This window comes from Pseudomonas sp. B6002, from assembly GCF_013385985.1.
GTDB lineage: Bacteria > Pseudomonadota > Gammaproteobacteria > Pseudomonadales > Pseudomonadaceae > Aquipseudomonas.
The window spans coordinates 265,182-291,151 of the sequence record NZ_JACAOY010000002.1 but is presented as its reverse complement, the minus strand read 5'-3'; the positions used below and the strand labels follow the sequence as shown (position 1 = coordinate 291,151).

General features: G+C 62.0%; 29 protein-coding genes. 13 read left to right on the top strand and 16 right to left on the bottom strand.

Features of this window, described 5'->3' with window-relative positions:
- The first annotated feature begins 17 nt into the window (after positions 1-17).
- Positions 18-440, top strand: coding sequence for a hypothetical protein (locus HX792_RS02485; protein WP_176994610.1), 423 nt, complete (start codon positions 18-20; stop codon positions 438-440).
- Here HX792_RS02485 and HX792_RS02480 read toward each other — a convergent pair whose 3' ends face one another.
- Positions 441-680, bottom strand: coding sequence for a DUF1161 domain-containing protein (locus HX792_RS02480; protein ID WP_176994609.1), 240 nt, complete (start codon positions 678-680; stop codon positions 441-443). It abuts the gene before it with no gap.
- 208 nt (positions 681-888) lie between these two features.
- The gene (locus HX792_RS02475) at positions 889-1,320 is read right to left on the bottom strand and encodes an OsmC family protein (protein ID WP_017253980.1); all 432 of its coding nucleotides are present in this window, start codon (positions 1,318-1,320) and stop codon (positions 889-891) included.
- 217 nt (positions 1,321-1,537) lie between these two features.
- Here HX792_RS02475 and HX792_RS02470 point away from each other — a divergent pair, with 217 nt between their 5' ends.
- Positions 1,538-2,539, top strand: coding sequence for an LLM class flavin-dependent oxidoreductase (locus tag HX792_RS02470; protein WP_021491416.1), 1,002 nt, complete (start codon positions 1,538-1,540; stop codon positions 2,537-2,539).
- A gap of 61 nt (positions 2,540-2,600) precedes the next feature.
- Here the strand turns inward: HX792_RS02470 and HX792_RS02465 are convergent, their stop codons facing one another.
- Positions 2,601-2,828, bottom strand: a complete 228-nt coding sequence (locus tag HX792_RS02465; protein WP_176994608.1) for a DUF1161 domain-containing protein — start codon at positions 2,826-2,828, stop codon at positions 2,601-2,603.
- Between the two features lie 116 nt (positions 2,829-2,944).
- Complete coding sequence (locus HX792_RS02460) at positions 2,945-3,160, bottom strand: dodecin (protein WP_007953919.1); 216 nt, start codon at positions 3,158-3,160, stop codon at positions 2,945-2,947.
- Positions 3,161-3,316: 156 nt separating this feature from the next.
- Between HX792_RS02460 and HX792_RS02455 the strand changes: the two genes are divergently transcribed.
- Positions 3,317-3,643, top strand: coding sequence for a YqjD family protein (locus HX792_RS02455; RefSeq protein ID WP_003170746.1), 327 nt, complete (start codon positions 3,317-3,319; stop codon positions 3,641-3,643).
- On the opposite strand, the gene HX792_RS02450 is transcribed toward HX792_RS02455, so the two are convergent.
- Positions 3,640-4,536, bottom strand: a complete 897-nt coding sequence (locus tag HX792_RS02450) for a LysR family transcriptional regulator (protein WP_176994607.1) — start codon at positions 4,534-4,536, stop codon at positions 3,640-3,642. The genes HX792_RS02455 and HX792_RS02450 overlap by 4 nt on opposite strands.
- Before the next feature lie 110 nt (positions 4,537-4,646).
- Between HX792_RS02450 and trpB the strand changes: the two genes are divergently transcribed.
- From trpB to HX792_RS02435, 3 genes are all read left to right on the top strand, one after another.
- On the top strand, positions 4,647-5,873 hold the full coding sequence (gene trpB / locus HX792_RS02445; protein ID WP_016978751.1) for a tryptophan synthase subunit beta: 1,227 nt from the start codon (positions 4,647-4,649) through the stop codon (positions 5,871-5,873).
- Entirely contained in the window at positions 5,873-6,682 is an 810-nt protein-coding gene (trpA, locus tag HX792_RS02440) for a tryptophan synthase subunit alpha (RefSeq protein ID WP_176994606.1), read from the top strand. The genes trpB and trpA overlap by 1 nt, the downstream gene beginning before the upstream one ends.
- A gap of 138 nt (positions 6,683-6,820) precedes the next feature.
- Positions 6,821-7,258, top strand: coding sequence for an anti-virulence regulator CigR family protein (locus HX792_RS02435; protein ID WP_176994605.1), 438 nt, complete (start codon positions 6,821-6,823; stop codon positions 7,256-7,258).
- A 72-nt stretch (positions 7,259-7,330) separates the two neighbouring features.
- On the opposite strand, the gene HX792_RS02430 is transcribed toward HX792_RS02435, so the two are convergent.
- The 6 genes from HX792_RS02430 to HX792_RS02405 form a co-directional block, all read right to left on the bottom strand.
- Entirely contained in the window at positions 7,331-8,638 is a 1,308-nt protein-coding gene (locus tag HX792_RS02430; protein ID WP_176994604.1) for an MFS transporter, read from the bottom strand.
- Between the two features lie 184 nt (positions 8,639-8,822).
- Positions 8,823-9,971, bottom strand: a complete 1,149-nt coding sequence (dgoD, locus tag HX792_RS02425) for a galactonate dehydratase (RefSeq protein ID WP_003170741.1) — start codon at positions 9,969-9,971, stop codon at positions 8,823-8,825.
- Between the two features lie 48 nt (positions 9,972-10,019).
- Positions 10,020-10,640, bottom strand: coding sequence for a 2-dehydro-3-deoxy-6-phosphogalactonate aldolase (locus HX792_RS02420; protein WP_176994603.1), 621 nt, complete (start codon positions 10,638-10,640; stop codon positions 10,020-10,022).
- A 1-nt stretch (position 10,641) separates the two neighbouring features.
- A complete protein-coding gene (locus tag HX792_RS02415; protein WP_176994602.1) occupies positions 10,642-11,601 on the bottom strand; it encodes a 2-dehydro-3-deoxygalactonokinase in 960 nt (319 codons plus the stop codon).
- A gap of 96 nt (positions 11,602-11,697) precedes the next feature.
- A complete protein-coding gene (locus HX792_RS02410; RefSeq protein WP_176994601.1) occupies positions 11,698-12,027 on the bottom strand; it encodes a DOPA 4,5-dioxygenase family protein in 330 nt (109 codons plus the stop codon).
- 31 nt (positions 12,028-12,058) lie between these two features.
- Positions 12,059-13,009, bottom strand: coding sequence for a LysR family transcriptional regulator (locus HX792_RS02405; protein ID WP_176994600.1), 951 nt, complete (start codon positions 13,007-13,009; stop codon positions 12,059-12,061).
- A gap of 103 nt (positions 13,010-13,112) precedes the next feature.
- On the opposite strand from HX792_RS02405, the gene betC reads away from it, so the two are divergent.
- The 3 genes from betC (at position 13,113) to HX792_RS02390 (ending at position 17,287) form a co-directional block, all read left to right on the top strand.
- Complete coding sequence (gene betC / locus HX792_RS02400; protein WP_176994599.1) at positions 13,113-14,627, top strand: choline-sulfatase; 1,515 nt, start codon at positions 13,113-13,115, stop codon at positions 14,625-14,627.
- Between the two features lie 18 nt (positions 14,628-14,645).
- The gene (gene choX, locus HX792_RS02395; protein ID WP_176994598.1) at positions 14,646-15,560 is read left to right on the top strand and encodes a choline ABC transporter substrate-binding protein; all 915 of its coding nucleotides are present in this window, start codon (positions 14,646-14,648) and stop codon (positions 15,558-15,560) included.
- Positions 15,561-15,718: 158 nt separating this feature from the next.
- The gene (locus HX792_RS02390; protein WP_176994597.1) at positions 15,719-17,287 is read left to right on the top strand and encodes a SulP family inorganic anion transporter; all 1,569 of its coding nucleotides are present in this window, start codon (positions 15,719-15,721) and stop codon (positions 17,285-17,287) included.
- 109 nt (positions 17,288-17,396) lie between these two features.
- Here HX792_RS02390 and aroE read toward each other — a convergent pair whose 3' ends face one another.
- Both aroE and hemF read right to left on the bottom strand, forming a co-directional pair.
- Entirely contained in the window at positions 17,397-18,224 is an 828-nt protein-coding gene (gene aroE / locus HX792_RS02385) for a shikimate dehydrogenase (RefSeq protein WP_176994596.1), read from the bottom strand.
- On the bottom strand, positions 18,224-19,156 hold the full coding sequence (hemF, locus tag HX792_RS02380) for an oxygen-dependent coproporphyrinogen oxidase (protein ID WP_176994595.1): 933 nt from the start codon (positions 19,154-19,156) through the stop codon (positions 18,224-18,226). Before hemF ends, aroE begins: the two co-directional genes overlap by 1 nt.
- A gap of 160 nt (positions 19,157-19,316) precedes the next feature.
- Between hemF and HX792_RS02375 the strand changes: the two genes are divergently transcribed.
- Positions 19,317-20,294 (top strand): quinone oxidoreductase, encoded by a 978-nt coding sequence (locus HX792_RS02375; protein WP_176994594.1) that lies wholly within the window; start codon positions 19,317-19,319, stop codon positions 20,292-20,294.
- A 131-nt stretch (positions 20,295-20,425) separates the two neighbouring features.
- On the opposite strand, the gene HX792_RS02370 is transcribed toward HX792_RS02375, so the two are convergent.
- From HX792_RS02370 to HX792_RS02360, 3 genes are all read right to left on the bottom strand, one after another.
- Positions 20,426-20,983, bottom strand: coding sequence for an L-threonylcarbamoyladenylate synthase (locus HX792_RS02370; RefSeq protein ID WP_176994593.1), 558 nt, complete (start codon positions 20,981-20,983; stop codon positions 20,426-20,428).
- Between the two features lie 61 nt (positions 20,984-21,044).
- Positions 21,045-22,148 carry a DNA-processing protein DprA gene (gene dprA / locus HX792_RS02365; protein ID WP_176994592.1) on the bottom strand — a complete coding sequence of 368 codons (1,104 nt, stop codon included), beginning with the start codon at positions 22,146-22,148 and terminating at the stop codon, positions 21,045-21,047.
- 63 nt (positions 22,149-22,211) lie between these two features.
- Positions 22,212-22,988 carry a peptidoglycan-binding protein gene (locus HX792_RS02360; RefSeq protein WP_176994591.1) on the bottom strand — a complete coding sequence of 259 codons (777 nt, stop codon included), beginning with the start codon at positions 22,986-22,988 and terminating at the stop codon, positions 22,212-22,214.
- A 135-nt stretch (positions 22,989-23,123) separates the two neighbouring features.
- Between HX792_RS02360 and def the strand changes: the two genes are divergently transcribed.
- From def to rsmB, 3 genes are all read left to right on the top strand, one after another.
- Positions 23,124-23,630, top strand: a complete 507-nt coding sequence (gene def / locus HX792_RS02355) for a peptide deformylase (protein ID WP_016978734.1) — start codon at positions 23,124-23,126, stop codon at positions 23,628-23,630.
- 69 nt (positions 23,631-23,699) lie between these two features.
- A complete protein-coding gene (gene fmt / locus HX792_RS02350) occupies positions 23,700-24,650 on the top strand; it encodes a methionyl-tRNA formyltransferase (RefSeq protein ID WP_176994590.1) in 951 nt (316 codons plus the stop codon).
- The gene (gene rsmB, locus HX792_RS02345) at positions 24,647-25,957 is read left to right on the top strand and encodes a 16S rRNA (cytosine(967)-C(5))-methyltransferase RsmB (RefSeq protein ID WP_176994589.1); all 1,311 of its coding nucleotides are present in this window, start codon (positions 24,647-24,649) and stop codon (positions 25,955-25,957) included. The genes fmt and rsmB overlap by 4 nt, the downstream gene beginning before the upstream one ends.
- The last annotated feature ends 13 nt before the right edge of the window (positions 25,958-25,970 follow it).

Here is a 25,970-nt window from a genome sequence, read left to right as displayed (position 1 = left end):
ACCGTTGAGTGCCTGCCATGCGCCAGCTCTTGCTTCCCCTCGCCGCCGTGCTTCTCACAGCGTGCGCGACAACCCCGATCCCGCCGGCGGACCCGCACCAGGCCTGGGTCGACTTCATCACCCCGACACCCGGTGCCAAGCTGGTAATGGCCCAGCGCCTGGACGGCAAGAACCTCAACGATGGGCGTTTCTTCCAGGTGCCACCGGGCAGCCATGAGCTGATGGTGCGCTTCGATTTCGAGGTGAACACCGGCACGGGGATCGGCGGGCTGGACCAGACGCGCGACCGCACCTGCTTCATGACCCTGCAATACGACAACTTCCGGGCGGGGCAGCACTATCAACTGGAAGGACGCTCGCTGGCATTCACGCCCAACATCCGGCTGTATGACGCTGCTGGCAAGTTGCTGGCCGAAGAACGCAGTGTGAACTGCCTCTGATCAGTCGTTGTTTTTCTGGTAGATGATTGCCTTAGTGCCGTTCTCACAGCTGCCGACGACCATGGCCACGTCGTGCTTGTCAGCTTCTTCCTTGCTGACAACCTCCAAGGTGTAGGACGGCACGGCATTGGCCTGGATCTTGACCTCGATCTCTTTCCTGAGCTCTTCACAATCTTTTGGAGCGGCCACGGCCGAGGTGGCCAGAACACCGCAGATGATCGCCAAGGCAAAACGTTTCATGTGTGAAGCTCCCTGAATGCACTGCGCACGGGTGTGCGCCTAGGCTGCATAGCCTATAGGACCACATCGATGAAACACGAGTTCTGATTTGACGCAGATGTTTTAAACCCCACTGTAGGAGCCGGCTTGCCGGCGATGACGGCCTCAAGAACGATGCAAATCTGAGGGCCTCATCGCCGGCAAGCCGGCTCCTACAGGTGCGGCGGGGTTAGCTTACGAGGGTGGCGTCCAGGCTGATTTTTGCATTCAGCACCTTGGAGACCGGACAACCTTCCTTGGCCTTTTTGCTCAGCTCATCGAACTGCGCCTGGCTCGCGCCGGGGATCTTGGCCTTCAGGATCAGGTGCACAGCGGTAATAGCAAAGCCGCCGTCCACCTGGTCCAGGGTGACTTCCGCCTGGGTGTCGATGCTGTCAGCCTTGAGGCCGGCATCGCCCAGAATCATGGAAAAGGCCATGGAGAAGCAGCCGGCATGGGCCGCGCCGATCAACTCCTCAGGGTTCGTACCCTTGCCACCCTCGAAACGCGCCTTGAAGCCGTAGGGCGCTTCGCGCAATACGCCGGTTTCCGTAGAGATGGAGCCCAGGCCAGTCTTCAGGTCACCTTCCCAATGCGCGGATGCTTTTTTCACGATACTCATAGCGGTCTCCTCGAACGGTGGTTTTGCGTCAGTAAGGGTTCTGAGGATAGACGCCCCGGCAAAGTTCATCTTGTCGGAGAAACCTAGCATTGCAGTAGGAATTTTCCCGGCGAGCTATTGAATCTCGGGTATATGCCCACATCTCATTAACCATGCACATGAAGCGGCAGGTTTTGGTTCGTCTATAAGCCTGCGCACCTAATGGAGAAGCAGGCTTATGAAATCGCTGTCCGACGTGAAGTTCTCGACCCTCGACCTCGTGCCCGTGCGCGCCAACGGCAGCCCGGCGCAGTCGTTGCGCAATTCCCTGGACCTGGCTCAGCACGTGGAAAAGTTCGGCTACAACCGTTTCTGGGTGGCTGAGCATCACAACATGGACGGCATCGCCAGCTCGGCCACTTCGGTGTTGCTGGGCTACCTGGCGGGCGGTACGTCGACCATCCGCGTCGGCTCCGGTGGCGTGATGCTGCCCAACCACGCGCCGCTGGTGATCGCCGAGCAGTTCGGCACCCTTGAAAGCCTCTACCCCGGCCGTATCGACCTGGGCCTGGGCCGCGCCCCCGGCTCCGACCAGATGACCGCCCGCGCCCTGCGCCGTGAGCGTTCCGGCAGTGCCGACGATTTCCCCGAAGATGTCGCCGAACTGATGGCCTACCTGGGCCCACGCACGCCAGACCAGCGGGTGATTGCGGTTCCCGGCACCGGGACCAACGTGCCGGTGTGGCTGCTGGGCTCCAGCCTGTTCAGCGCACAGCTGGCAGGTGAACGCGGCTTGCCCTACGCCTTCGCCTCCCATTTCGCACCACGCTTGATGCACGAGGCGATCCGCGTCTACCGCAACCACTTCAAGCCTTCAGCCGTGCTGGACAAGCCCTACGTGATGCTCGGCATTCCGCTGGTGGCCGCCGACACCGACGAACAGGCCGATTACCTGGCGACTTCCGTGTATCAGCGCATTCTCGCCCTGATGCGCGGGCAGAGCCTGGTGCAGCGCCCACCGGTGAAAACCATGGACGGCCTGTGGCTGCCCCATGAAAAAGACGCGGTGGGCAGCTTCCTGGGCCTGGCGATGGTGGGTAGCCCGGCGAAGATCCGCGCCAAGCTGGAGGTGCTGATCGAGCAGACCGGCGCCGATGAGCTGATCTTTACCTGCGACCTGTACGAGCACGCCGACCGGATTCATTCCTACGAGCTGCTGGCGCAACTGATGAAGGGCTAAAACCTTCAGGCGAAAAAAAACCGACGCACTCGCGTCGGTTTTTTATGTCTGCAACACGGGATTAACCGCGCTTGTAAGCAATTTCCTTGGTACCGGCTTCGCAGCTACCGATTACTTTGTAACCTTCGGCTGCAGCGCCCTTGTCCACCACTTCCAGCGAATAATGCTTGGCGCCCTTGGCGTCGATTTTCGCAGCAATTTCGCTTTTCAGCTCTTCACATGGCTTGCCAGCCGCCAGGGCTGTGCCTGCAATGCTCAACAAACCTACCGCTAACAGGAACTTCTTCATCCGTTACTTTCCTTGCGCTGATCGAAAAGAGCGTGCCGGCGCGCGTCGCGTCGGCACCCTAAGGTTGTAGCGCAGGTTATGGCAATCGGCCAGTCGGCAAAGTTCAACCGATGCCATCAACTACTGGCAATTCGGAACCCCACCTTGAGCGTGACCTGGAAGTGCGCGGCCTTGCCGTCCTTGATATGGCCACGGGTCTCAGTCACCTCAAACCACTCCAGGTGCTTGATGCTCTTGTTGGCCTCGGCCAGGGCATTGTTGATCGCGTCTTCGATGCTGGAGGTGGACGAGCCCACCAGTTCGACTTTCTTGTAGGTGTGATGATCACTCATGGCAGTTCTCCTAAGGGTCGTTAAGCAAGCGTAGCAGTCAATGTTCGTACTGCTTCTGGCGACCGTTCCTACGCGAAAGTTCAGATTTACTGCACTTTCTGAAACCGCCGCAGTCGGTATCTACACCTGCCACTCAATCACTTCAGGAGAGTCCACATGGCCAACACTTCTTTACGCAAAGCGTCGCTGGAAAGCATGGAAGCCGAGATTTCGAGCCTGCTCAAATCGCTGGAAAGCCTCAAGGACGATGCATCCGACGAGTCGCGCAAAACCTTGAAGGCCCTGAAAAGCAATGCCGAGAATGCCCTCAAGCATTCCCGCCACCTGATCAGCGATGCCTACGAAGAAAGCAAAGTCAAAATCCGCGAAACCGGTGTCGCCACCCGGGACTACGCACAAGAGCACCCATGGACCACAGCCGGCGTCGCCGTCGGTGCATTGGGTCTGCTCGCCGCTTACCTGCTGTGCAAACGCGGCGATTAAACCGGTTCGCGCAGTAGCTCAGCCTTGAGCCACTGCGCCAGCTGCCCGGCGCGCCCATCTGCGGCACGCTTGGGTAGCCACAACGCCAGGTGCGCCGGGGTTTCACTGAAGCTCCATGGCGCCACCAGGCGGCCTGCCCGCAGGTCCTCTGCTACCAGGGGTTGCGGCGCAATCGCCACACCCAAGCCCGCCACCGCAGCCTCCAGCAAATAATACAAATGCTCAAAGCCCTGGCCGTGTTTCAACGCGTCGGGTTCGATGCCGTGCTGCGCTGCCCAACTGGGCCAGGCCTGCGGGCGCGAGGTGGTGTGCAAGAGTTTTTCGCCACATAACGCCTGGGCGGGCGCATGACTCAGTCGTTCGAAACCGGCAAAACGCGGGCTCATCACCGGGCCGATACGCTCGCTCGCCAACTCGTACACCTGCATATCAGCTGGCCATGGCGGCTCGGCGAATACCAATAGGGCGTCGAGGCCCGGCCGCCTGGGATCAAGGTCGCCGTCACCCGCCGACAGGTGCAGGCGCAGGTCCGGCAAGTCCGCATTCAAGCGGCCCAGGCGCGGAATCAACCAGCGCGCCAGCAAGCTGCCTGAACAACCGAGAACGAAGGGTGCGTCGGCGCTGGCCTGGGTCAGTTCCGCACACACGTCTCTGAGCCGTTCAAACGCATCGGTCGTCGCATCACGTAGCCGCACGCCCGCATCTGTGAGTTTAAGGCCGCGACCGTCCTTGACGAACAAGCTGACGCCCAGCTGTTCTTCCAGCACTTTCAACTGCCGGCTGACAGCGCCGTGGGTCACGTGTAACTGGTCAGCGGCCTGGCTGACGCTGTTCAGGCGTGCAGTGGCCTCAAACGCACGCAAGGCATTGAGGGGCGGGAGGTCTCGGCTCATCTGTGAGTTTTCCTGACAGGTTGCGGCGATCTTATCGGTTTTCAGCGTAGAACGTCAGGGGTAGAGTGGCCCTCATTGCTTCCCACACCCATTCTTTCCTGGAGCGTCCCATGACTCAGTCCCAGACCGATCTACGCAACGGCCCAGACGCCAACGGCCTGTTTGGCGCGTTCGGCGGCCGCTACGTCGCTGAAACCCTGATGCCGTTGATCCTCGACCTGGCCCGCGAATACGAAGCGGCCAAGGAAGATCCTGCATTCAAGGAAGAACTGGCCTACTTCCAGCGCGACTACGTGGGCCGTCCAAGCCCGCTGTATTTCGCTGAACGCCTGACGGAGTTCTGCGGCGGCGCCAAGATCTACCTCAAGCGCGAAGAGCTGAACCACACCGGCGCGCACAAGATCAACAACTGCATCGGCCAGATCCTGCTGGCGCGACGCATGGGCAAGAAACGCATCATCGCCGAGACCGGCGCCGGCATGCACGGCGTGGCCACTGCCACCGTGGCTGCGCGCTTCGGCCTGCAGTGCGTGATCTACATGGGCACCACCGACATCGAGCGCCAACAGGCCAACGTGTTCCGTATGAAGCTGCTGGGCGCCGAAGTGATCCCGGTGGTGGCCGGCACCGGCACCCTCAAAGACGCGATGAACGAAGCCCTGCGTGACTGGGTGACCAACGTCGACAGCACCTTCTACCTGATCGGCACCGTGGCCGGCCCACACCCTTACCCGGCGATGGTCCGCGACTTCCAGGCCGTGATCGGCAAGGAAACCCGCGACCAGCTGCAAGCCCAGGAAGGCCGCCTGCCGGACAGCCTGGTGGCGTGCATCGGCGGCGGTTCCAACGCCATGGGCCTGTTCCACCCGTTCCTGGATGACACCAGCGTCGAAATCATTGGCGTTGAAGCGGCCGGCCACGGCATCGAAACCGGCAAGCACGCCGCCAGCCTCAACGGCGGTGTACCGGGCGTGTTGCACGGCAACCGCACCTTCCTGTTGCAGGACGACGATGGCCAGATCATCGACGCCCACTCGATCTCTGCCGGCCTGGATTACCCCGGCATCGGCCCGGAACACGCCTGGTTGCATGACATCGGCCGCGTCCAGTACACCTCGGTGACCGACGACGAAGCCCTCGACGCCTTCCACAAATGCTGCCGCCTGGAAGGGATTATTCCTGCACTGGAAAGCGCCCACGCCCTGGCCGAAGTGTTCAAACGCGCACCGACCTTGCCGAAAGATCACCTGATGGTGGTCAACCTGTCCGGCCGTGGCGACAAAGACATGCAGACCGTCATGCACCACATGGAAACCTCCCAGCAGGAGAAACACTGATGAGCCGCCTGCACACCCGCTTCGCACAGCTTAAAGAACAGAACCGCGCCGCCCTGGTGACCTTCGTCACCGCTGGCGACCCGGGATATGACACCTCGCTGGCGATCCTCAAAGGCCTGCCGGCCGCCGGTGCCGACGTGATCGAGCTGGGCATGCCCTTCACCGACCCGATGGCCGACGGCCCGGCGATCCAGCTGGCCAACATCCGCGCGCTGAACGCCAAGCAGAACCTGGTGAAAACCCTGCAGATGGTGCGTGAGTTCCGCAAGGACAATAACGACACGCCCCTGGTGCTGATGGGCTACTTCAACCCGATCCACAAGTACGGCGTGCCGCAGTTCATCGCCGACGCCAAAGAGGCCGGCGTTGACGGTCTGATCGTGGTCGACATGCCCCCTGAGCATAACGGCGAGCTGTGCGACCCGGCCCAGGCCGCAGGCATCGACTTTATCCGCCTGACCACGCCGACCACCGACGACGTGCGCCTGCCCACCGTGCTCAACGGCAGCTCCGGCTTTGTGTACTACGTGTCGGTGGCCGGCGTGACCGGCGCCGGTGCCGCCACCCTGGAGCACGTTGAAGAAGCCGTGACTCGCCTGCGTCGGCATACCGACCTGCCGATCAGCATCGGTTTCGGTATTCGCACGCCGGAGCAAGCGGCGGCCATCGCGCGGCTGGCGGACGGTGTCGTGGTGGGTTCGGCATTGATCGACCACATCGCCACTGCGAAAAATGATCAGCAAGCGATTGATGGCGTATTGAGCTTGTGCGCGGCTCTGTCGGAAGGTGTCCGTAACGCCCGTAAGTAAACGCCATGTAGCAGTAGGTAAAGTTCCTGATACAGAGGAATCAAACTGAAAACTCAGTACCTAAACTGACAAGACCAAGGGATTTCGAACCTCGTTCGAAATCCCTTTTTTGTTCGTGCAGTACTGAGGAAAGCCCCCATGAAAATGCCTAAACGCTTGATCGCCGGTCTCGGCGTGCTGATGCTGGGTGCCACTGCCCTGGCACACGCGGCGCCCTACGATCAGGGCGGCCCCGACCGTGGTGGCCCGCAAGGCCAGCACGAGCAGCGCGGCGACGACCACCGCGGCCCGCCAGACAACCGCCGTGGCCCACCCCAGGATTTCGGCCCGGTACGCCAGATCATCCACGACAACCACGGCCAGTTCTCCCGTGGCGCACCACCGCCGCCAAACGTGCGTCTGGTGCGTGGCCAGCCGCTGCCACGTGGCTACTACGGCGAACGCCTGGACAATCGAGCGCTGGGTCGCCTACCGCAGTACCCGGGCTATGAATGGCGCCGCTCCGGGCCTGACGTGGTGCTGATCGCCGTGGGTACGGGCATCGTCTACGAAATCCTCGATGGCGTGCTGAACTAACTCACACACCTTGCCGGCGATGGCGTCTTCACGGGCGCTATCGCCGGCAAGCCGGCTCCTACAGGGGTTGTATCAATTGAGTTCGATGCGTTCGACTTTGCCTACGAGCAATACGTAGGACAGCGCACCCAGCAATGCCAGTACTGCGATGTAGGTAATCGCCGGCGCAAACGAATCGCCGCTGGCCAAAAAGCCAATCACGATCGGCGTGGCAATGGCTGACAGATTACCGATGAAGTTGAACACCCCACCGGTCAAACCCAGCAACCGTGCCGGCGCCAGGGTCGAGACCAGCGACCAGGTGATCGACGCCAGGCCATTACCAAAGAACGCCACAGCCAGGAAGGCAATCACCCAGGCCGTCGAGTCCACATAGTTGGCACCGATGATCGCCGTGGAGATCAGCAGCCCGCCAATGATCGGCAGCTTGCGCGCAAACCCCACCGATGCGCCGCGACGAATCAGCCAGTCGGAAAAGATCCCGGAACACAACACACCGACAAACGCAGCGAGGAACGGCAGCGACGCCAGCAGGCCGGACTTGATGAAGTCCATGCCGCGATATTTCACCAGGTAGGTCGGGAACCACGTCAGGAAAAACCACAACGTCGAGTTCAGGCAGAACTGCCCCAGGTAGATGCCCCAGAGCTTGCGCTTGCTCAGCACGATCCCCAGGTCGACCCAACTGAACGGCGCTTTGGCGGCTTTTTCCTGCATATCCACCAACCCGCCGCCTTCACGGATCAGCTCGATTTCCGCGCTGTTGGCGCCTTTGAAATCCTTCGGCTCGCGGTACACCGCGTACCAGATGATCGCCCACAAGATGCCAACACCACCGGTGACCACAAACACCATGTGCCAGCCAAACGCGTGTTGCAGCCACGCCAACACCGGTGTGAGAAACGCCAGCCCGACAAACTGCCCGGAGGTGTAGACGCCAATCGCCGTGGCGCGTTCGCGCTCGGGAAACCAGGTGGTCACAACGCGGCTGTTGATCGGATACGCCGGCGCTTCCAACGCGCCCACCGCCATGCGCAACACGAACAGCGCGATAAAACTGGCGGCAAAGCCGAGCATGACGGTCGCGATAGACCACAGCAGCAAAGCCGCCGTGTAGAGAATGCGTGGCGGCACGCGGTCCACCAGCCAGCCGCCCGGGATCTGCATGGCGGCGTAGGTCCAGCCAAAGGCCGAGAAGATCAGCCCAACATGCACCGGGTCGATGCCCAGTTCGCTGGTCAGCGCCGGGGCGGCAATCGACAGGTTGCTGCGGTCCAGGTAGTTGATCACCACGGTGATGAACAGCAGCACCATGATGAAGTAGCGCTTTCTCGTAGGCGTGACTAAAGAAGCCTGCCCGGTGAAGGTTTCAGGGTGCATGGGGGTTGCCTCTTCTTATGCTTATTGAGGTCTGGAAAATAATCTGACTGAAGAAACCGCATCAAAATGTGGGAGCTGGCTTGCCTGCGATAGCGGTGTATCAGTGCCAGATGTACACACTGGCCCACCGCTATCGCAGGCAAGCCAGCTCCCACAGGTTCAACCGCATTTCGTCAGTGAGAAATCACCACTCGGCAAAACTGCCGTCGGCATGGCGCCAAATCGGGTTGCGCCAGCGGTGGCCGATGGCGGCGCGTTCGATCACATATTCCTCGTTGATCTCGATGCCCAGGCCCGGCCCGTTGGGGATCTTCACAAAGCCTTGGTCGTAGTCGAACACGCCAGGGTCGCGCACGTAGTCGAGCAGGTCGTTGCTCTCGTTGTAGTGAATGCCCAGGCTTTGCTCCTGGATGAACGCGTTGTAGCAAACCGCGTCCAGTTGCAGGCACGCGGCCAGGGCAATCGGGCCCAGCGGGCAGTGCAGGGCCAGGGCCACGTCGTAGGCTTCGGCCATGTTGGCGATCTTGCGGGTTTCAGTGATGCCACCGGCATGGGAGGCGTCGGGCTGGATGATGTCGACGTAGCCTTCGCTGAGCACGCGCTTGAAGTCCCAACGCGAGAACAGGCGCTCGCCCAGGGCAATCGGCGTGCTGGTCAGCGGCGCCAGTTCCTTGAGCGCTTCGTAGTTCTCGCTGAGCACCGGCTCTTCGATGAACATCAGCTTGTACGGGTCGAGTTCCTTCATCAGCACCTTGGCCATGGGCTTGTGCACCCGGCCATGGAAGTCGACGCCGATGCCGACGTTCGGGCCCACCGCATCACGCACGGCGGCGACGTTGGCCAGGGCCAGGTCGACTTTTTCGAAGCTGTCGACGAACTGCAGCTCTTCGGTGCCGTTCATTTTCACGGCGGTAAAACCACGAGCCACGGCCTCTTTGGCAGCGCGGGCGGTGTCGGCCGGGCGATCGCCGCCGATCCAGGAATACACGCGGATCTTGTCGCGCACCTGCCCGCCGAGCAGGTCGCTGACCGACACACCCAAGGCCTTGCCCTTGATGTCCCAGAGCGCCTGGTCGATACCGGCCAGGGCGCTCATGTGCACGGCGCCGCCCCGGTAGAAGCCGCCGCGATAAAGCACCGTCCAGATGTCTTCGATGTTGCGTGGGTCTTTGCCGATCAAGTAGTCGGACAGTTCTTCAACGGCAGCCGCAACCGTGTGGGCGCGACCTTCGACCACGGGTTCGCCCCAGCCAGTCACGCCCTGGTCGGTCTCGACCTTGAGGAAGCACCAGCGCGGCGGGACGATGAAGGTGGTCAGTTTGGTGATTTTCATCTGTTATCTCTCTTATCGATGCGGCGCCTGTGGGCGCAAGACTTGAAATCAGCTCAGGGCTTTCCAGGCGGCGACATACGCCTGGGCGCGACTCGCGACCTGTTCCACGGTCATGCCCGGCTTGAACAACCCGGAACCCAGCCCGAACCCTTTGGCGCCGGCGTCAACAAACACCTGCATGTTGTCCGGGGTAATGCCGCCCACGGGCAGCAGCAATGTGCCCGACGGTAAAACCGCCAGCCACGCCTTGATCACCGCCGGGCCCATTTGCTCGGCGGGGAACAGCTTCAATACGTCAGCCCCTTCGGCCAATGCGGCGAAGGCTTCGGTCGGCGTCGCCACACCTGGCGACAGGTACAGGCCCGCCGCTTTCGCCGCGCGCAGCACCTGGGCGTCACTGTGGGGCATCACGATCACTTGGCCACCGGCCGCCTTCACCTGCTCAACCTGCTCTGGCGTCAACACCGTGCCCGCACCGATCAGGCAATCGGCGGGCAGGCTGTCACGCAGGGTGCGGATGCTGGTGTAAGGGTCGGGCGAATTCAGCGGGACTTCAATCACGCGAAACCCGGCCTGGTACAGCACGTGGCCGATGGCCTCGGCTTCGTCCGTGCGAATGCCGCGCAGGATGGCGATCAAACCGTTTTGCGCGAGTGCTTGCTTGAGCATGTCAGGCCTCCGATACAGGTTGAGTGAGCCCGGCCGCCACGGCCAACTGCCACAGGCCGCGCTCGGTGGCTTCCTGCGCGAGGCTGACGTGGGTGAAGCCGAAGAGGGCGAGGGCGCGTTGATAACGGGCGCACAGTGGGGCAGCGCCGACCAGGATGATCGGCTGGCGTTTGGCGCTGTCGGGCAGGCCGGAAAGTTCATGGCCGATGAGCAAACCGGACAGGTAATCGGGCTGCTGGTCTGGGGCAAGTTCGCCGGTGAGTCCAAGGGTGCGGGCACTGAACAACGTGGACAGCACGCCGCGCTGGCCGTCTTTGGAAAGCGCCACGTGCACGCCACGATCAAAGGCTTGGGCCTGAAAGTGTTCAGACGGTTGCTGGGTGCGCCCGAGGAGGCTGTGTTTGCTCAACACTGCAAACACCTCGCCGGTCATGAAGGTGTCGAAATGGGTGATGCGCCCATCGGCCACTTCGACCCACTTGGAATGGCTGCCCGGCAGGCCGATCAGCACCTGGGCGCCCAGCCCTTGCAGCACGCCCAGCACTTGGGTTTCCTCGCCGCGCATGACATTGGGCAAGCCGACCTGCTCGATCACGCCCGGCACGATATGCACGTCCACACCGCGCAGGCTGCGCACTTTGTGCAGCGCTTGGCCGAGGCTGGCGACATCGACAGGAGTATTGCGATAGGCCGCTTCGCTCCAGCCTTGGGCGCTACCAACCATGCCGCAGGCGATCACCGGCAGATTGGGTTGTGTGTCGAGCCAATCGCCGCAAGCCGTGTCGAACGCCAACTCAAAGCCATCACTGCAGCGTACGCCGGCGATGTCCCGGGGTTCGCTGGGCAGGTGCATGACCCCCAGCGCCAGCGAGCGCTGTTCGAGCACCACGCCAGCCGGGCCGAGTTTGTAAGCACGAAGGGAACTGGTTCCCCAATCGAGCGCGATCAATTGCGCCTGCATCGCTTCACCTGAGTTTTGAGCGGATGCAGCGAATATAAACCTACGCGAACGCAAGTCTCAATATATAAATATCAATCCCATATTTAGGGATGTCTTTTAAGAAAAGGCTGACAGGTTCAGCTCCCGCATTGCCCCCATCCAGACGGCATAGTCTGTGTGATCTTTCAGGTCATCGCCGGTTTCGGGATGCAGGAACACCACCAGGCCATTGCGATGGATCACCAACCACGGCAGCACCACACCGATGTACTCAGGGTCGAAGGCCAATTGGCAGCTCCAATCCGGGTGCGGGCCCACCGGCCGTTCGTGGACGCGCCCCATGCGCAATGGGAAGAGTTTGGCGGCGTCTTCGCACAAGGTGCGCGCCTGATCAATGGTGCTGGCATCGAAATAGATATGGGCGTGATAGCCCTTGATACGTTGCATGACGGACTCCGGATCCACTATGCGCCAGATGCTAGACCGCAATGGACGGCAGGGCCAGCCCGGTCAGAGACCGCGCGCTGCTGGCTTGTTCGGCGACCAACCAGTCGACAAAACGCTCGACCAACTGCCCCCGGCGTTTACGCTGCGGCTGCACCACGTAATAGCCGTAGCGTGAGATCACCGTGTCGCTGATCGGACGGCACAGCCAGTTCTGTTCCAGCAGGTTATCCACCAGGTGGCGCCAACCGATGGCCACGCCCTGGCCGGCAATCGCCGCCTGGATCAGCAAGGTGTAGTTGTCGAAACGCAGTTGGCCCGGGGTGGGCGCGGCACTAATGCCCAGTTCACGAAACACGCCGGCCCAGTCGAACCACTGGCTGTTGTTTTCCTGGCGCAGGTGCAGCAAGGGAAAATCGTGCAGATTTTGCACAGTCAGCGCGGAGGTCTGTTCCTTGAGCCACTGCGGGCTGCACACCGGGAACACTTCCTCATTGAACAGCCACAGGCTGTCGCCCTGTTTGAAGCGGCCATCGCCAAACAGCACCGCCACGTCGATATCGCTGCGCAAGGTGGCGTGGTTGCGCTCGCTGGTCACCAGGCTCACATCCACCTGGGGGTTGGCCGCATGAAAACGGTGCAGGCGCGGCATCAACCAATAGGCGGCGAAGGCGAAGTCGGTGGCGACTTGCAGCACTTCATGCTGATCCTGTTGGGTGATGAGGCTCAGGCCTTGGTTGATCCCCTGCAAGCCGCCTTGCACATGCTCGAACAGCAACGCGCCGGCGTCGGTCAGTTCGATGCCGCGATAGATGCGATCAAACAGGCGGATCGCCAACTGTTCTTCCAGACGCTTGATCTGCTGGCTGATGGCCGGCTGGGTGGTGCCAAGCTCCATTGCCGCCGCCGTAAAGCTGCGATGACGCGCCGCCGCTTCGAACGCGCGCAGCAAATCGAGGGATAAATCGCCGAGGGCTTCATACATAAGCTGTGCTTATCCTAGACATTGCTTTTCATGGGCTTTACCCCACTTTTCATGGGCTGCATGCTCATTCGCATAAACACCACCTATGGAATGCCGATAGATCATGAAGCGCAAGAACATTCTTTTCATCATGGCCGATCAAATGGCCGCGCCGTTGCTTCCGTTCTACGGCTCTTCCCCCATCAAGTTGCCCAACCTCAGTCGCCTCGCCGCGCAAGGCGTGGTGTTCGACGCGGCCTATTGCAACAGCCCGTTGTGCGCGCCGTCGCGCTTCACCCTGGTGAGCGGCCAATTGCCGAGCAAGATCGGCGCCTACGACAACGCGGCCGACTTCCCCGCCGATGTGCCCACCTACGCCCACTACCTGCGCCGCCTCGGCTACCGCACCGCGCTGTCGGGCAAGATGCACTTCTGTGGCCCCGACCAGTTGCACGGTTACGAAGAACGCCTGACCAGCGACATCTACCCCGCCGACTATGGCTGGGCGGTGAACTGGGATGAGCCGCACGTACGCCCCAGCTGGTACCACAACATGTCCTCGGTGTTGCAGGCCGGCCCGTGCGTGCGCACCAACCAGCTGGATTTCGACGAAGAGGTGGTGTTCAAGGCCCAGCAGTACCTGTTCGACCATATCCGAGAAGACGGCGAGCGGCCGTTCTGCCTGACTGTTTCCATGACTCATCCCCACGATCCGTACACCATTCCCAAGCCGTTTTGGGACCTGTACGACGACGGCGATATCCCGTTGCCTACGACGCCCGCCCAAGCCGATCTCGACCCGCATTCCCAGCGGCTGCTCAAGGTCTACGACCTGTGGGACAAACCGCTGCCGGTGGACAAGATCCGCGATGCCCGCCGCGCCTACTTCGGCGCCTGCAGCTACATCGACAGCAATGTCGGCAAGCTGCTGCAAACCCTGGAAGACACCGGCCTGGCGGACGATACGATCATCATCTTCTCCGGCGACCACGGCGACATGCTTGGCGAGCGCGGCCTCTGGTACAAGATGCACTGGTTTGAAATGGCCGCCCGCGTGCCGCTGCTGGTGAGTGCGCCAGGGCAATTTGCGGCGGGCCGTGTGGGCAAAGCCGTGTCCACCGCTGACCTGTTGCCGACGCTGGTGGAACTGGCCGGTGGCGAGCTGGACCCTCGCCTGCCGCTGGACGGCCGTTCGTTGGTGCCGCACCTGCAAGGGCAGGGCGGGCATGACGAGGTATTTGGCGAATACATGGCCGAAGGCACCATCAGCCCGCTGATGATGATTCGCCGTGGCGCCTACAAACTCATCTACAGCGAAGACGACCCTTGTCTACTGTTCGATGTACACAACGACCCGCACGAGCGGGAGAACCTCAGCCAGTCACCGGAACACCGGCCGCTGTTCGAGGCGTTTTTAGAAGAGGCGCGAGCCAAATGGGACATCCCGGCGATCCACCAGCAGGTGCTCGCCAGCCAACGCCGCCGTCGCCTGGTGTTTGAAGCACTGACCGAAGGAAAGCTGAAGAGCTGGGACCACCAGCCACTGGTCGACGCCAGTCAGCAATACATGCGCAACCATATCGACCTCGACGACCTGGAGCGCAAGGCACGTTATCCACAACCCTGCCAAAACCAATAAATAGACAGAGGGAAGGCCATGCAAAAGTTGACGGTGATACTCGCAGCCCTGGCGTTGAGCAGCGCCAATGTGTACGCAGACACCAGTTGTGACACGGTGAAAATGGCCGATCCGGGCTGGAGCGATATCGCGGCCACCAACGCCATCACGGGTTTCCTGCTGACGGGCATGGGCTACAAGGCCAAGGTCGACACCCTGGCGGTGCCGATCACCTTTGGCGGGCTCAAGGACGGCCAGGTGGATGTGTTCCTGGGCAACTGGATGCCGGCGCAGCAAGGGTTCTATGACAAGTTCGTGGCCAATGGCGATGTGGTGCAACTGGCGAAAAACCTCGACGGCACCGAGTTCACCCTCGCCGTGCCCGACTACGTGTGGGACGCCGGCGTGCATGACTTTGCCGACCTGAACAAATTCGCTGACAAGTTCGACAAGAAGATCTACGGCATTGGCTCCGGCGCGCCGGCGAACATCTCGCTGCAGGACATCATCAAGAAGAACGACTTCGAGCTGGGCCAGTGGAAGCTGATCGAGTCCAGTGAACAGGCGATGCTGGCCGAAGTATCGCGGGCAGTGAAGAAGCAGAAGTTCGTCACCTTCCTCGGCTGGACGCCGCACCCGATGAACGTGCAGCTGAAAATGCACTACCTCACCGGTGGCGAGAAGTACTTTGGTGACAAAGGCAGCGTGTATACCCTGACCCGCAAGGATTATGCACAGGCCTGCCCGAACGTCGGCAAACTGCTGACCAACCTGAGTTTCACCCAGGACATGGAGAACAGCATCATGGCCGAGGTGGCCAACAACAAGGTCAGCAATGCCGATGCAGCGAAGGCGTGGATCAAAGCGAATCCAGCGGTGTTGGATAAGTGGTTGGAGGGGGTGAAGACCGTGGATGGCAAGGATGCATTGCCCGCAGTTAAAGCAAAACTCTAAGCCCTGTGGAAACTGGCTTGTGTGGGAGCTGGCTTGCCTGCGATAGGATCACCTGTGTGTACCTGAAGTACCGCGGTGTCTGCATCGCAGGCAAGCCAGCTCCCACAGGGGCCAGTGCGTGCTGATATTCTGCGTAAAACCCTCAAACCGAGACCCTGATGCCCCGGCCCACCCGCCACACTCTTTTCCCCTTCCTGCGCTGGCTCCCGCGCCAAACCCGCGCCAGCGTGGGCCGGGACGCAATCGTCGGCCTCAGCGGCGCAGTGCTCGCCCTGCCGCAGTCGATTGCCTACGCATTGATCGCCGGTCTCCCACCCGAATATGGCTTGTACGCCGCCATCATCCCGGTGCTGATCGCGTGCCTCTGGGGTTCGTCGTGGCACCTGATCTGTGGTCCCACGGCGGCGATTTCCATCGTGCTCTACGCCAGCGTCAGCCCGCTGGCCGTGCCGGGGTCACAGGACTACATCACCTTGATCTTGTTGCTCACATTCCTCGCCGGGGTTTTCCAGTGGCTGCTGGGCATGCTGCGCTTTGGCGCGCTGGTGAATTTTGTCTCCCATTCGGTGGTACTCGGGTTCACCCTGGGTGCGGCCGTGGTGATTGCGCTCGGACAATTACCCAATCTGCTGGGGCTGGATTTGCCGAGCCAGGCCACAGCAATCAACAGCCTGCTGGCACTGATCCATCACAGTGGCGAATGGGACCATGCTTCACTCACCCTCGGAGTTGGCACGTTGCTGGTGGGCGCGTTGCTCAAATACCTCGTTCCACGCTGGCCAACCCTGTTGATCGCCCTGGCCCTCGGCAGCCTGGCGGCGTGGCTGTGGCCGGCGATGTTCGGGCATGTGGCGCTGGTCAGTTCGTTTATCGGCAAGCTGCCGCCGTTCAGCCCATTGCCCATGGACCTAGACGTGATCCTGCGCCTGCTGCCGAGCGCCGTGGCGGTGGGCATGTTGGGGCTGGTCACCAGCCTGTCGATCGCCCGCTCGCTGTCGGCGCGTTCGCAGCAATTGCTCGACGCCAACCAGGAAGTGCGTGCGCAGGGTTTATCCAACATCGTTGGCGGATTTTTCTCCGGGTATTTGTCAGCCGGTTCCTTTACCCGCTCCGGCCTCAGCTACGAGGCGGGCGCCTGTTCGCCGTTGGCCGGGGTGTTTTCTGCCTTGTGGGTGGCGCTGTTTGCGTTGTTTGGCGCGGCGTTGATCGCCCACATTCCGATCCCGAGCATGGCTGCCAGCATCTTGCTGATCAGTTGGGGGCTGGTGGACCGTCGCGGCATTCGCGCCTTATTCCGCGTCAGTCGCGCCGAGTTTGTGGTGATGAGCCTGACCTGCGTCGCCACCTTGCTGCTGGAGCTGCAAACCGCAATCTACGCCGGGGTGCTGGCGTCGCTGTTTTTTTACCTCAAGCGCACGTCGCAGCCGCGGGTTCAGCAATGGCGCGATGGCGATGAGGATGTGCTGCGGGTAGGGGGGTCGATCTTCTTCGGCGCCAGCCATTACCTGCAGGTGCGCCTGCAGAGCCTGCAGGCTGAGCGGGTGGTGATTGAGGCCCAGCAGATCAACTTTATCGATTACTCCGGCGTGGAGATGCTGCACCAGGAGGCGCGACGGTTGCGTGGGCTGGGACGCAGCCTGACGTTGCGGCGGGCACGGCCGCAGGTGGTGGAAGAGCTGAAAAAGCTGGAAGGGGCCGACAACTGCCCCCTCCATTTCGAAGACTGAACCCGGTTAAACCTGTGGGAGCTGGCTTGCCTGCGATTGCGGTGGGTCAACCAACAGATGTGTACCTGACATACCGCTATCGCAGGCAAGCCAGCTCCCACAGGGGTCTTCACAAGGCTTGAATCAACTGGCGGCGCAGCTCGGCCAACACCGGCGCCGACGCCGGGCGCACACCGCGCCACAGGAAGAAGGCTTCCGCCGCCTGTTCCACCAGCATACCCAGGCCATCCATTGCCACGGCTGCGCCCTGTTCAGTGGCCCAGCGGCAAAACGCCGTCGGTTCCTTGGCGTACATCATGTCGTAGCAAAAGGTCTTGCCCGGTTCGATCAGGCTGCCTGCAATCGGCGGTACATCGCCTGACAGGCTGGCGGAAGTGGCGTTGATGATCACGTCCACCGGCTCACGCAACCAGTCGAAACCGCTGGCAGACACCGGGCCCAGGTCGTCGAACAGCTCAGCAAGCATTTCGGCCTTTTCCACGGTGCGGTTGGCGATGATCAGCGAAGCCGGCTGCTCGGCCAGCAACGGTTCCAGCGCGCCACGTACCGCGCCACCGGCGCCCAGCAACAGGATGCGTTTGCCTTGCAGGCTCAACCCGGCATTCACCGTGAGGTCGCGCACCAGGCCGGCACCGTCGGTGTTATCGCCCAACAGGCTGCCATCGGCCAGCTTGCTCAGGGTGTTCACCGCGCCAGCGCGTTGGGCACGTTCGGTGAGGGTGTGGGCCAGGCGGTAGGCCTCTTCCTTGAACGGCACGGTGACGTTGGCGCCACGGCCTTGCGCAAAAAACGCACGGGCACACCCGGTGAAATCCTCCAGCGGCGCCAGTAAGGTGCTGTAGTCCAGTTGCTCGCCGGTCTGCTCGGCGAACATTCGGTGGATCAGCGGCGACTTGCTGTGGCCGATGGGGTTGCCGAACACGACATAACGGTCCATCAGACAGCCGCCTTGGGCGCGGCGAGGCCCAGCCAGTCACGGTCTTGCAGGAAGTAGTCGGTGAGACGTGCTTCTTCGCTGCCGGCTTCGGCTTTCCAGTCGTAGCTCCAGCGCACTTGCGGCGGCAGCGACATCAGGATCGACTCGGTGCGCCCGCCCGATTGCAGGCCGAACAACGTGCCACGGTCGTAGACCAGGTTGAATTCCACGTAGCGGCCACGGCGGAACTCCTGGAACTCGCGCTGCTGCTCGGTATAGGGCGTGGCCTTGCGGCGCTGCACGATCGGCAGGTAGGCGTCGATGTAAGCGTCACCGATGGCGCGGATGAAGGCGAAGCAGGTGTCGAAGTCCCACTCGTTCAAGTCGTCGAAGAACAGGCCGCCGATGCCACGCGGTTCGTTGCGGTGCTTGATGTGGAAGTAGGTGTCGCACCAGGCCTTGTAGCGCGAATACACGTCCGGGCCGAAAGGCGCACAAGCCTGCTCGGCCACGCGGTGCCAGTGAATGCAGTCTTCTTCGTTGCCGTAGTAGGGCGTGAGGTCGAAACCGCCACCGAACCACCACACCGGTTCTTCGCCTTCTTTTTCGGCGATGAAAAAGCGCACGTTGGCGTGGGAAGTAGGAATGTGCGGGTTATGCGGGTGGATCACCAACGATACGCCCAGGGCTTCGAAACCACGGCCGGCCAACTCGGGGCGATGGGCACTGGCAGAAGGTGGGAGACCGCTACCAAACACGTGGGAAAAGTTAACGCCGCCTTTTTCGATCACCGAACCGTCTGCGATCACGCGGGTGCGACCACCGCCACCGGCAGGCCGGGTCCAGGCGTCTTCGATAAAGCGAGTGTCCGTCTCGAAGGTTTCCAGGGCGCTGCAAATGCGGTCTTGCAGGTCAAGCAGGTAGGCCTTTACAGCCTCGGTGCGGGTAGTCATGGCATCACCTTGAATCGGGCAAAGCTACACGAGGCCATTGGGCGTCGGCGGCAAATGGGCGCACAGGATACCACCGCACCCCGCTGTGCCGCAGTTGACGAAGATCAAGCTTAGGAGTCCGATAGGGGGCTACGCGAATTCGAACCCAGGAGAAGTGCAGATGGCCAAACGTATCCAGTTCAGCGCCCATGGCGGCCCCGAAGTCCTTGAATATGTGGACTACACCCCAGCGGAGCCTGGCCCACAGCAGGTTCGCGTGCGTAATGAGGCCATCGGCCTGAACTTCATCGACACCTATTTCCGCAGCGGCCTGTACGCACCGCCCGCCTTGCCGTCGGGGCTGGGCGCAGAAGGCGCCGGTGTGGTCGATGCGGTCGGCAGCGAAGTTACCCAATTCAAGGTCGGCGACCGCGTGGCCTACGGCAGTGGACCACTGGGAGCCTACAGCCAACTGCACGTGCTGCCTGCCGCCAACCTGGTGCACCTGCCAGACGACATCAGCTTCGAACAAGCCGCTGGCGCCATGCTCAAAGGCCTGACCGTGCAGTACCTGCTGCGCCAGACCTATGAGTTGAAGGGCGGTGAAACCATCCTGTTCCACGCCGCTGCCGGTGGCGTGGGCTCCCTGGCCTGCCAATGGGCCAAGGCGCTGGGCGTGAAGCTGATCGGTACCGTCAGCTCGCCGGAAAAAGCCGCGCTGGCCAAATCCTTGGGCGCGTGGGAAACCATCGACTACAGCAAGGAAAACGTCGCACAGCGCGTGCTGGAATTGACCGACGGCAAGAAAGTCCCGGTGGTGTATGACGGCGTTGGCAAAGACACTTGGTTGACCTCGCTGGACAGCGTGGCACCCCGTGGGTTGGTGGTGAGTTTTGGCAATGCGTCGGGTGCGGTCGACGGGGTGAACCTGGGGATCCTGGCGGCGAAAGGCTCGCTGTATGTGACGCGCCCGACCCTGGCGACCTACGCGAATAACCCGGAAAACCTGCAGGCGATGGCCGATGATCTGTTCTCGATGATCAAGAGCGGCAAGGTGCGCATCGATATCAACCAGCGGTGTGCGCTGGCGGATGCGGCGAAAGCGCAGACGGAGTTGTCGGGACGGCGGACGACGGGGTCGACCATTCTGTTGCCTTAACACCATGGGTTTTCGGCGTCTGTGAGGGCCTCATCGCGGGCAAGCCCGGCTCCCACAGTTGATCAGTGTCGTTCATGACAACACGGTCAAATGTGGGAGCCGGGCTTGCCCGCGATGGCCACACCTCGGTCTCAAGACGGCCGCACCACCTCACCCGTGGCCAAATCCCGAATCAAGCTCGGGTTCTTGCGCCCACCCAAAGCGCCGCCCAATACCAGGTCAAGCTGACCACGGAAATACTGCTCCACGCGAAGTCGCGTGCGCGCAGACGGCCGCCCCTGGGGGTTGGCCGACGTCGAAATCAGCGGCCCGACCAACGAACACAAATCCCGCACCAGCGGGTGATCGCTGACCCGCAGGGCCACGGTGTCATGCACACCGGTCACCCATTCGGGCAGCAAGTCTTGATGGGGCACCAACCAAGTGTTCGGCCCCGGCCAGGTGCTGGCCATGCGTTCGATCCAGGTGTCCGGGAAGTCTTCGAACAGGAAGTCGAACTGGCGGATGTTGTCCGCCACCAGGATCAGGCCCTTGTCCACCGAGCGATTCTTGATCGCCAGCAACCGGTCCACCGCTTCTTCATTCCACGGGTCGCAGCCCAGGCCCCAGACCGCTTCGGTCGGATAGGCAATCACCGCGCCTGCGCGAATTTCTCGTGCGGCTTCCAGCACACGCCACCTGTTGACCATTGCTCACTCTCCGGACTTAAAGCTCTGCGCAGTTTACCGATCTTCGTTACAAAACCCATCCCTACAAAAGCGCACAGCGCGCCAGCCAGCGTCCGCTTTCACAGATCACCTGGCCTTCCAGCTCCAGTTCCGTAAGGGTTGCCAACACCTGGGACAAAGGCCGCCCGCTGGCCATCGCCAAGGCTTCGCTGGTATGGGGCGCAGCGTGCAACAGGGCCACCAGTGGATGGGTCACCGGCACTGGCGCCGGGCGGGACAGCGCCTGCCAGCCGCGCAACCCTTCAAGAATGTGCTCGATGGTTTCCACCAGCACCGCCCCCTCGCGGATCAACTGATGGCAGCCCTTGGCCCCAGGATGATGAATGGAGCCCGGAATCGCATACACCTCGCGCCCTTGCTCGGCTGCCAGCTTCGCGGTGATCAATGAACCGCTGGCCATGCTGGCCTCCACCACCAGCACACCCAGGGACAAGCCGCTGATGATCCGATTGCGCCGTGGAAAGTTGCCAGCCTGGGGTGCGGCATCCAGCGGAAACTCGGAAACCACGGCGCTGCCCTGGGCAATCATCGCGTCAGCCAGTTTCCTGTGGCGCTGTGGATAAAAATTTTCCAGCCCGGTGCCAAGCACACCGATGGTATGCCCACCCACATCCAATGCCGCTTGGTGGGCAGCACCGTCGATGCCCAGCGCCAACCCGCTGGTGATCACAAAACCGGCACTCGCCAGGCTGCGGGAAAACGCGGCGGCCGTGTCCATGCCAGGGCGAGAAGCACGACGGCTGCCGACCATCGCCAACTGCGGTTTTTCGAGGATGGCGGGGTTACCGGCAACGAACAAAAGCGGTGGCGCATCGTCGATCTGAGCGAGCAGTGCCGGGTAGTCCGGGTGGTCCCACATCAGCAAATGCTGGGCCGGGCGGGCCAGCCACGCCAATGCGGCACTGGCACCGTCGCGTATTTCATGGCTGCGCCGTGCCTCTGCACTGATCGCGGGCAACCCCAGGGAGCGCCAGGCACTGGCCGGTGCGCTGATCGCCTTGGAGGCCGAGCCGAACGCTTCGATCAACAGGCGAAAACGCTTCGGACCCAGTTCCGGCAGCCTGTGCAAGCGTAGACGAGCTTCCAGTTCTGACGGGGAAATTTCATGGCTGTTTATCGGATACATCTGATCATCCTTGACCGGAACAAGCTGTGGATAACTCTGTTGGTAACTTATTTAGCAGGCTATTTATTGTGTTTGATGGGCAGTCTCGAAACGGTCCATGACCGCCAAGGGTCGTGAGGCCTTGAGTACCAGGCCGTAACTGAGCTTTTCATAGGTACGAAACACCAGCAGGGTGCCAGCGCGTTCGTCGGGGAGTTTCACCGGAACGCCAGTGAGAGCGTCACGTACGGTGGCGCCGGCCTTGATCACCGTGAGCAGCTGGCCTTCGACCAGGCCATCGCGGCGGCCCTTGTTCAGGGTGACGGCATCCAGCACGCCGATCTGGGTCACGCCCTTGGGGATATCGATGATTTTTCCTTCAATGAAGGGCGCACGTTGCGCGACTTCAAGATCTGCCAACGCAATGGGGGCTTCGGTTCTCAGCAAGCGGTCGCCGGGGCGCACCTCCTGTGTCACCCGCTGCACCGCCAGGGTGGTGACGTCGCCTGCTGTCACAAAGCGGGCGGTGCCGATGTCATCGGCGTTTACACCCAGCAGCTCCTGAGTGTCGGGGTCGGTGTAGGTCTTGCCCCGGCGAAAGATCCCGTAGCTGGGCAGGGCCGGGTCCAGTTGGCCCCGGGCATGCACGGGTTCGTCATGGGCGCCCAGGACGCGGCCGGCGTCCGCGGCGACAATATACGGTGCGTTGTCCAAATCCTGCGGGGTATCGAGAATGCGGTTGTGCAGCAGGAAGCGTTGGATCGCCTGTTGCGTCGGTTGATCCAGACGCTGGGCGGGCGGGGGCAGCAGGGCCATGGCGAAGGGGGCCCACAGCAGCAAGACGAGTAGCGATTTCCTCATGGGGTGAATCTCCTTTATTATGTGCGTTCGCGTGAAATCCCCGTGCCTTCGTGGCTTTTGGGCGTTTCACACCGGCAGTCTGGGTCCATCCCAACGCCGATTTGCCTCTACCTCACATGTGCAGCAATTACGCTTATGGCTATTTTGAACATCCTCGAATTTCCCGACTCGCGCCTGCGCACGATCGCCAAACCGGTGGCCGTAGTGGACGACAAGGTTCGTCAGTTGGTCGATGACATGTTTGAAACAATGTATGAAGCCCCGGGCATCGGCCTCGCCGCGACCCAGGTCAACGTGCATCAGCGCGTCGTGGTCATGGACCTGTCGGAAGATCGCAGCGAACCGATGGTGTACATCAACCCCGAGTTCGAACCGCTGACCGACGAGATGGGTGAGTACCAGGAAGGCTGCCTGTCGGTGCCCGAGTTCTACGAGAACGTCGAACGCCCGCTGCGCGTGAAGATCAAGGCCCTGGACCGTGATGGCAAGCCGTTCGAGCTGATCGCCGAAGGCCTGCTGGCGGTGTGCATCCAGCACGAATGCGACCACCTCAACGGCAAGCTGTTTGTCGATTACCTGTCCACGCTCAAGCGTGACCGGATCAAGAAGAAGCTGGAAAAAAAGCATCGCCAGCAAGCTTGATGCCTCTCTTCCAAAGGCTTGCTGCGGCAAGCCTTTTTCTTTTGTGACTGTTTTTAACCGAGACCTCCCATGACCGAGCCACTGCGCATTGTTTTTGCCGGCACTCCCGAATTTGCCGCCGAACACCTCAAGGCCCTGCTTGCCAGCCCTTATGACATCGTCGCGGTGTACACCCAGCCGGATCGCCCGGCCGGTCGCGGGCAAAAACTGATGCCGAGCCCGGTCAAGCAACTGGCGCTGGAGCACAACCTCCCCGTGCTGCAGCCGCCGACCCTGCGCAACGCCGAGGCCCAGGCCGAACTGGCGGCACTGAAACCCGACCTGTTGGTAGTCGTGGCCTATGGCCTGATCCTGCCGCAAGCGGTGCTGGATATCCCGCGCCTGGGCTGCATCAACAGCCACGCCTCGCTGCTGCCCCGCTGGCGTGGTGCGGCGCCGATCCAACGCGCCGTGGAAGCCGGCGACAGCGAAAGCGGTGTGACCGTGATGCGCATGGAGGCGGGTTTGGACACCGGCCCGATGCTGCTCAAGGTGACCACCCCGATCACCGGCCAAGACACCGGTGGCAGCCTGCACGACCGCCTCGCCGAGCTGGGCCCGCCGGCTGTGATCCAGGCCATCGCCGGCTTGGCAGCTGGCACCCTGGAAGGCGAAGTGCAGGACGACAGCCTGGCCACTTACGCCCACAAACTGAACAAAGACGAAGCGCGCATCGATTGGAGCCGCCCGGCCGTGGAGCTGGAGCGCCTGGTACGCGCCTTCAACCCGTGGCCAATCTGCCACAGCACCCTCAACGGCGAAGCCTTGAAAGTACTGGCCGCGACCCTGGCAGAAGGCAAAGGCGCACCCGGTGAAATCATCGGCGCCAGCAAAGAGGGCCTGTTGGTGGCCTGCGGCGAACAGGCGCTGTGCCTGAGCCGTCTGCAATTGCCTGGCGGCAAGGCGCTTAATTTCAGCGATTTGTTCAATAGCCGTCGTGAGAAATTTGCCCTGGGCACTGTCTTGGGTGCTGCCCAATGAACCCACGTCTGGCCGCCGCCAAGGCTCTGGCCGCCGTCCTCAACGGCAAGGCTTCGCTGAACAGTTCGTTGCCCACCCAGCTGGACAAGGTCGAAGACCGTGATCGCGGTTTCACCCAGGACCTGGCCTTTGGCACCGCCCGTTGGCAGCCACGCTTGTCGGCGCTGGCGGCCAAGCTGCTGCAAAAACCGTTCAAGGCGGCGGATGCGGATGTGGAAGCGCTGTTGCTGGTCGGTCTCTACCAACTGCTTTACACCCGCGTGCCGGCCCACGCCGCCATCGGCGAGACGGTCGGTTGCGCCGACAAACTGAAAAAGCCGTGGGCCAAGGCCCTGCTCAATGCCGTGCTGCGCCGCGCCCAGCGCGAAAGCGAAGCGCTGCTGGCCGAGCTGGAACATGACCCGGTGGTGCGCACCGCCCACCCGCGCTGGCTGCAGAAGTCCCTGAAGGCTTTCTGGCCTGAGCAATGGGAAGCCATCTGCGCCGCCAACAACGCGCACCCGCCGATGATCCTGCGGGTCAACCGTCGTCATCACAGCCGCGACGCCTACCTGCAATTGCTCACCCACGCCGGTATCAACGCCACGCCCTGCGTGTACAGCGTCGACGGTATCGTGCTCGAAGCCGCCACCGATGTGCGCAGCCTGCCGGGCTTTGCCGAAGGCTGGATCAGCGTGCAGGACGAAGCGGCGCAACTCGCCGCCGACCTGCTCGACCTGGCGCCCGGCCAACGCGTACTCGACGCCTGCTGCGCGCCGGGCGGTAAGACGTGTCACATCCTGGAAGTCGAAAAAGACCTCGCCGGTGTGGTCGCGGTCGACCTGGAAGCCAAACGCCTGGTGCGCGTGCGTGAGAACCTTGCACGCCTGGGCCTGAGCGCCGAGCTGATTGCTGCCGACGGCCGCGACACCGCCACCTGGTGGGACGGCAAACCCTTCCAGCGCATCCTGCTGGACGCGCCGTGCTCCGCCACCGGTGTGATTCGCCGTCACCCGGATATCAAGCTCACGCGCCAGCCCGACGACATCGCCGCCCTGGCCGTGCTGCAAGGCGAATTGCTCGACGCGATGTGGCCAACCCTGGAAGTCGGCGGCATCCTGCTCTATGCCACCTGCTCCACGCTGCCGACCGAAAACACCGAAGTCATCGAAGCCTTCCTGGCCCGTACCAGCGGCGCACGCGAGTTGGACCTGGCGACCACGGCCGGCATCAAGCAGCTCCATGGTCGCCAATTGCTCGCCCAGGAAGGCGGCCACGACGGCTTCTACTACGCCAAACTGATCAAGATCGCCGCCGCTCGCGGCTGAACGGTTTTAAGGG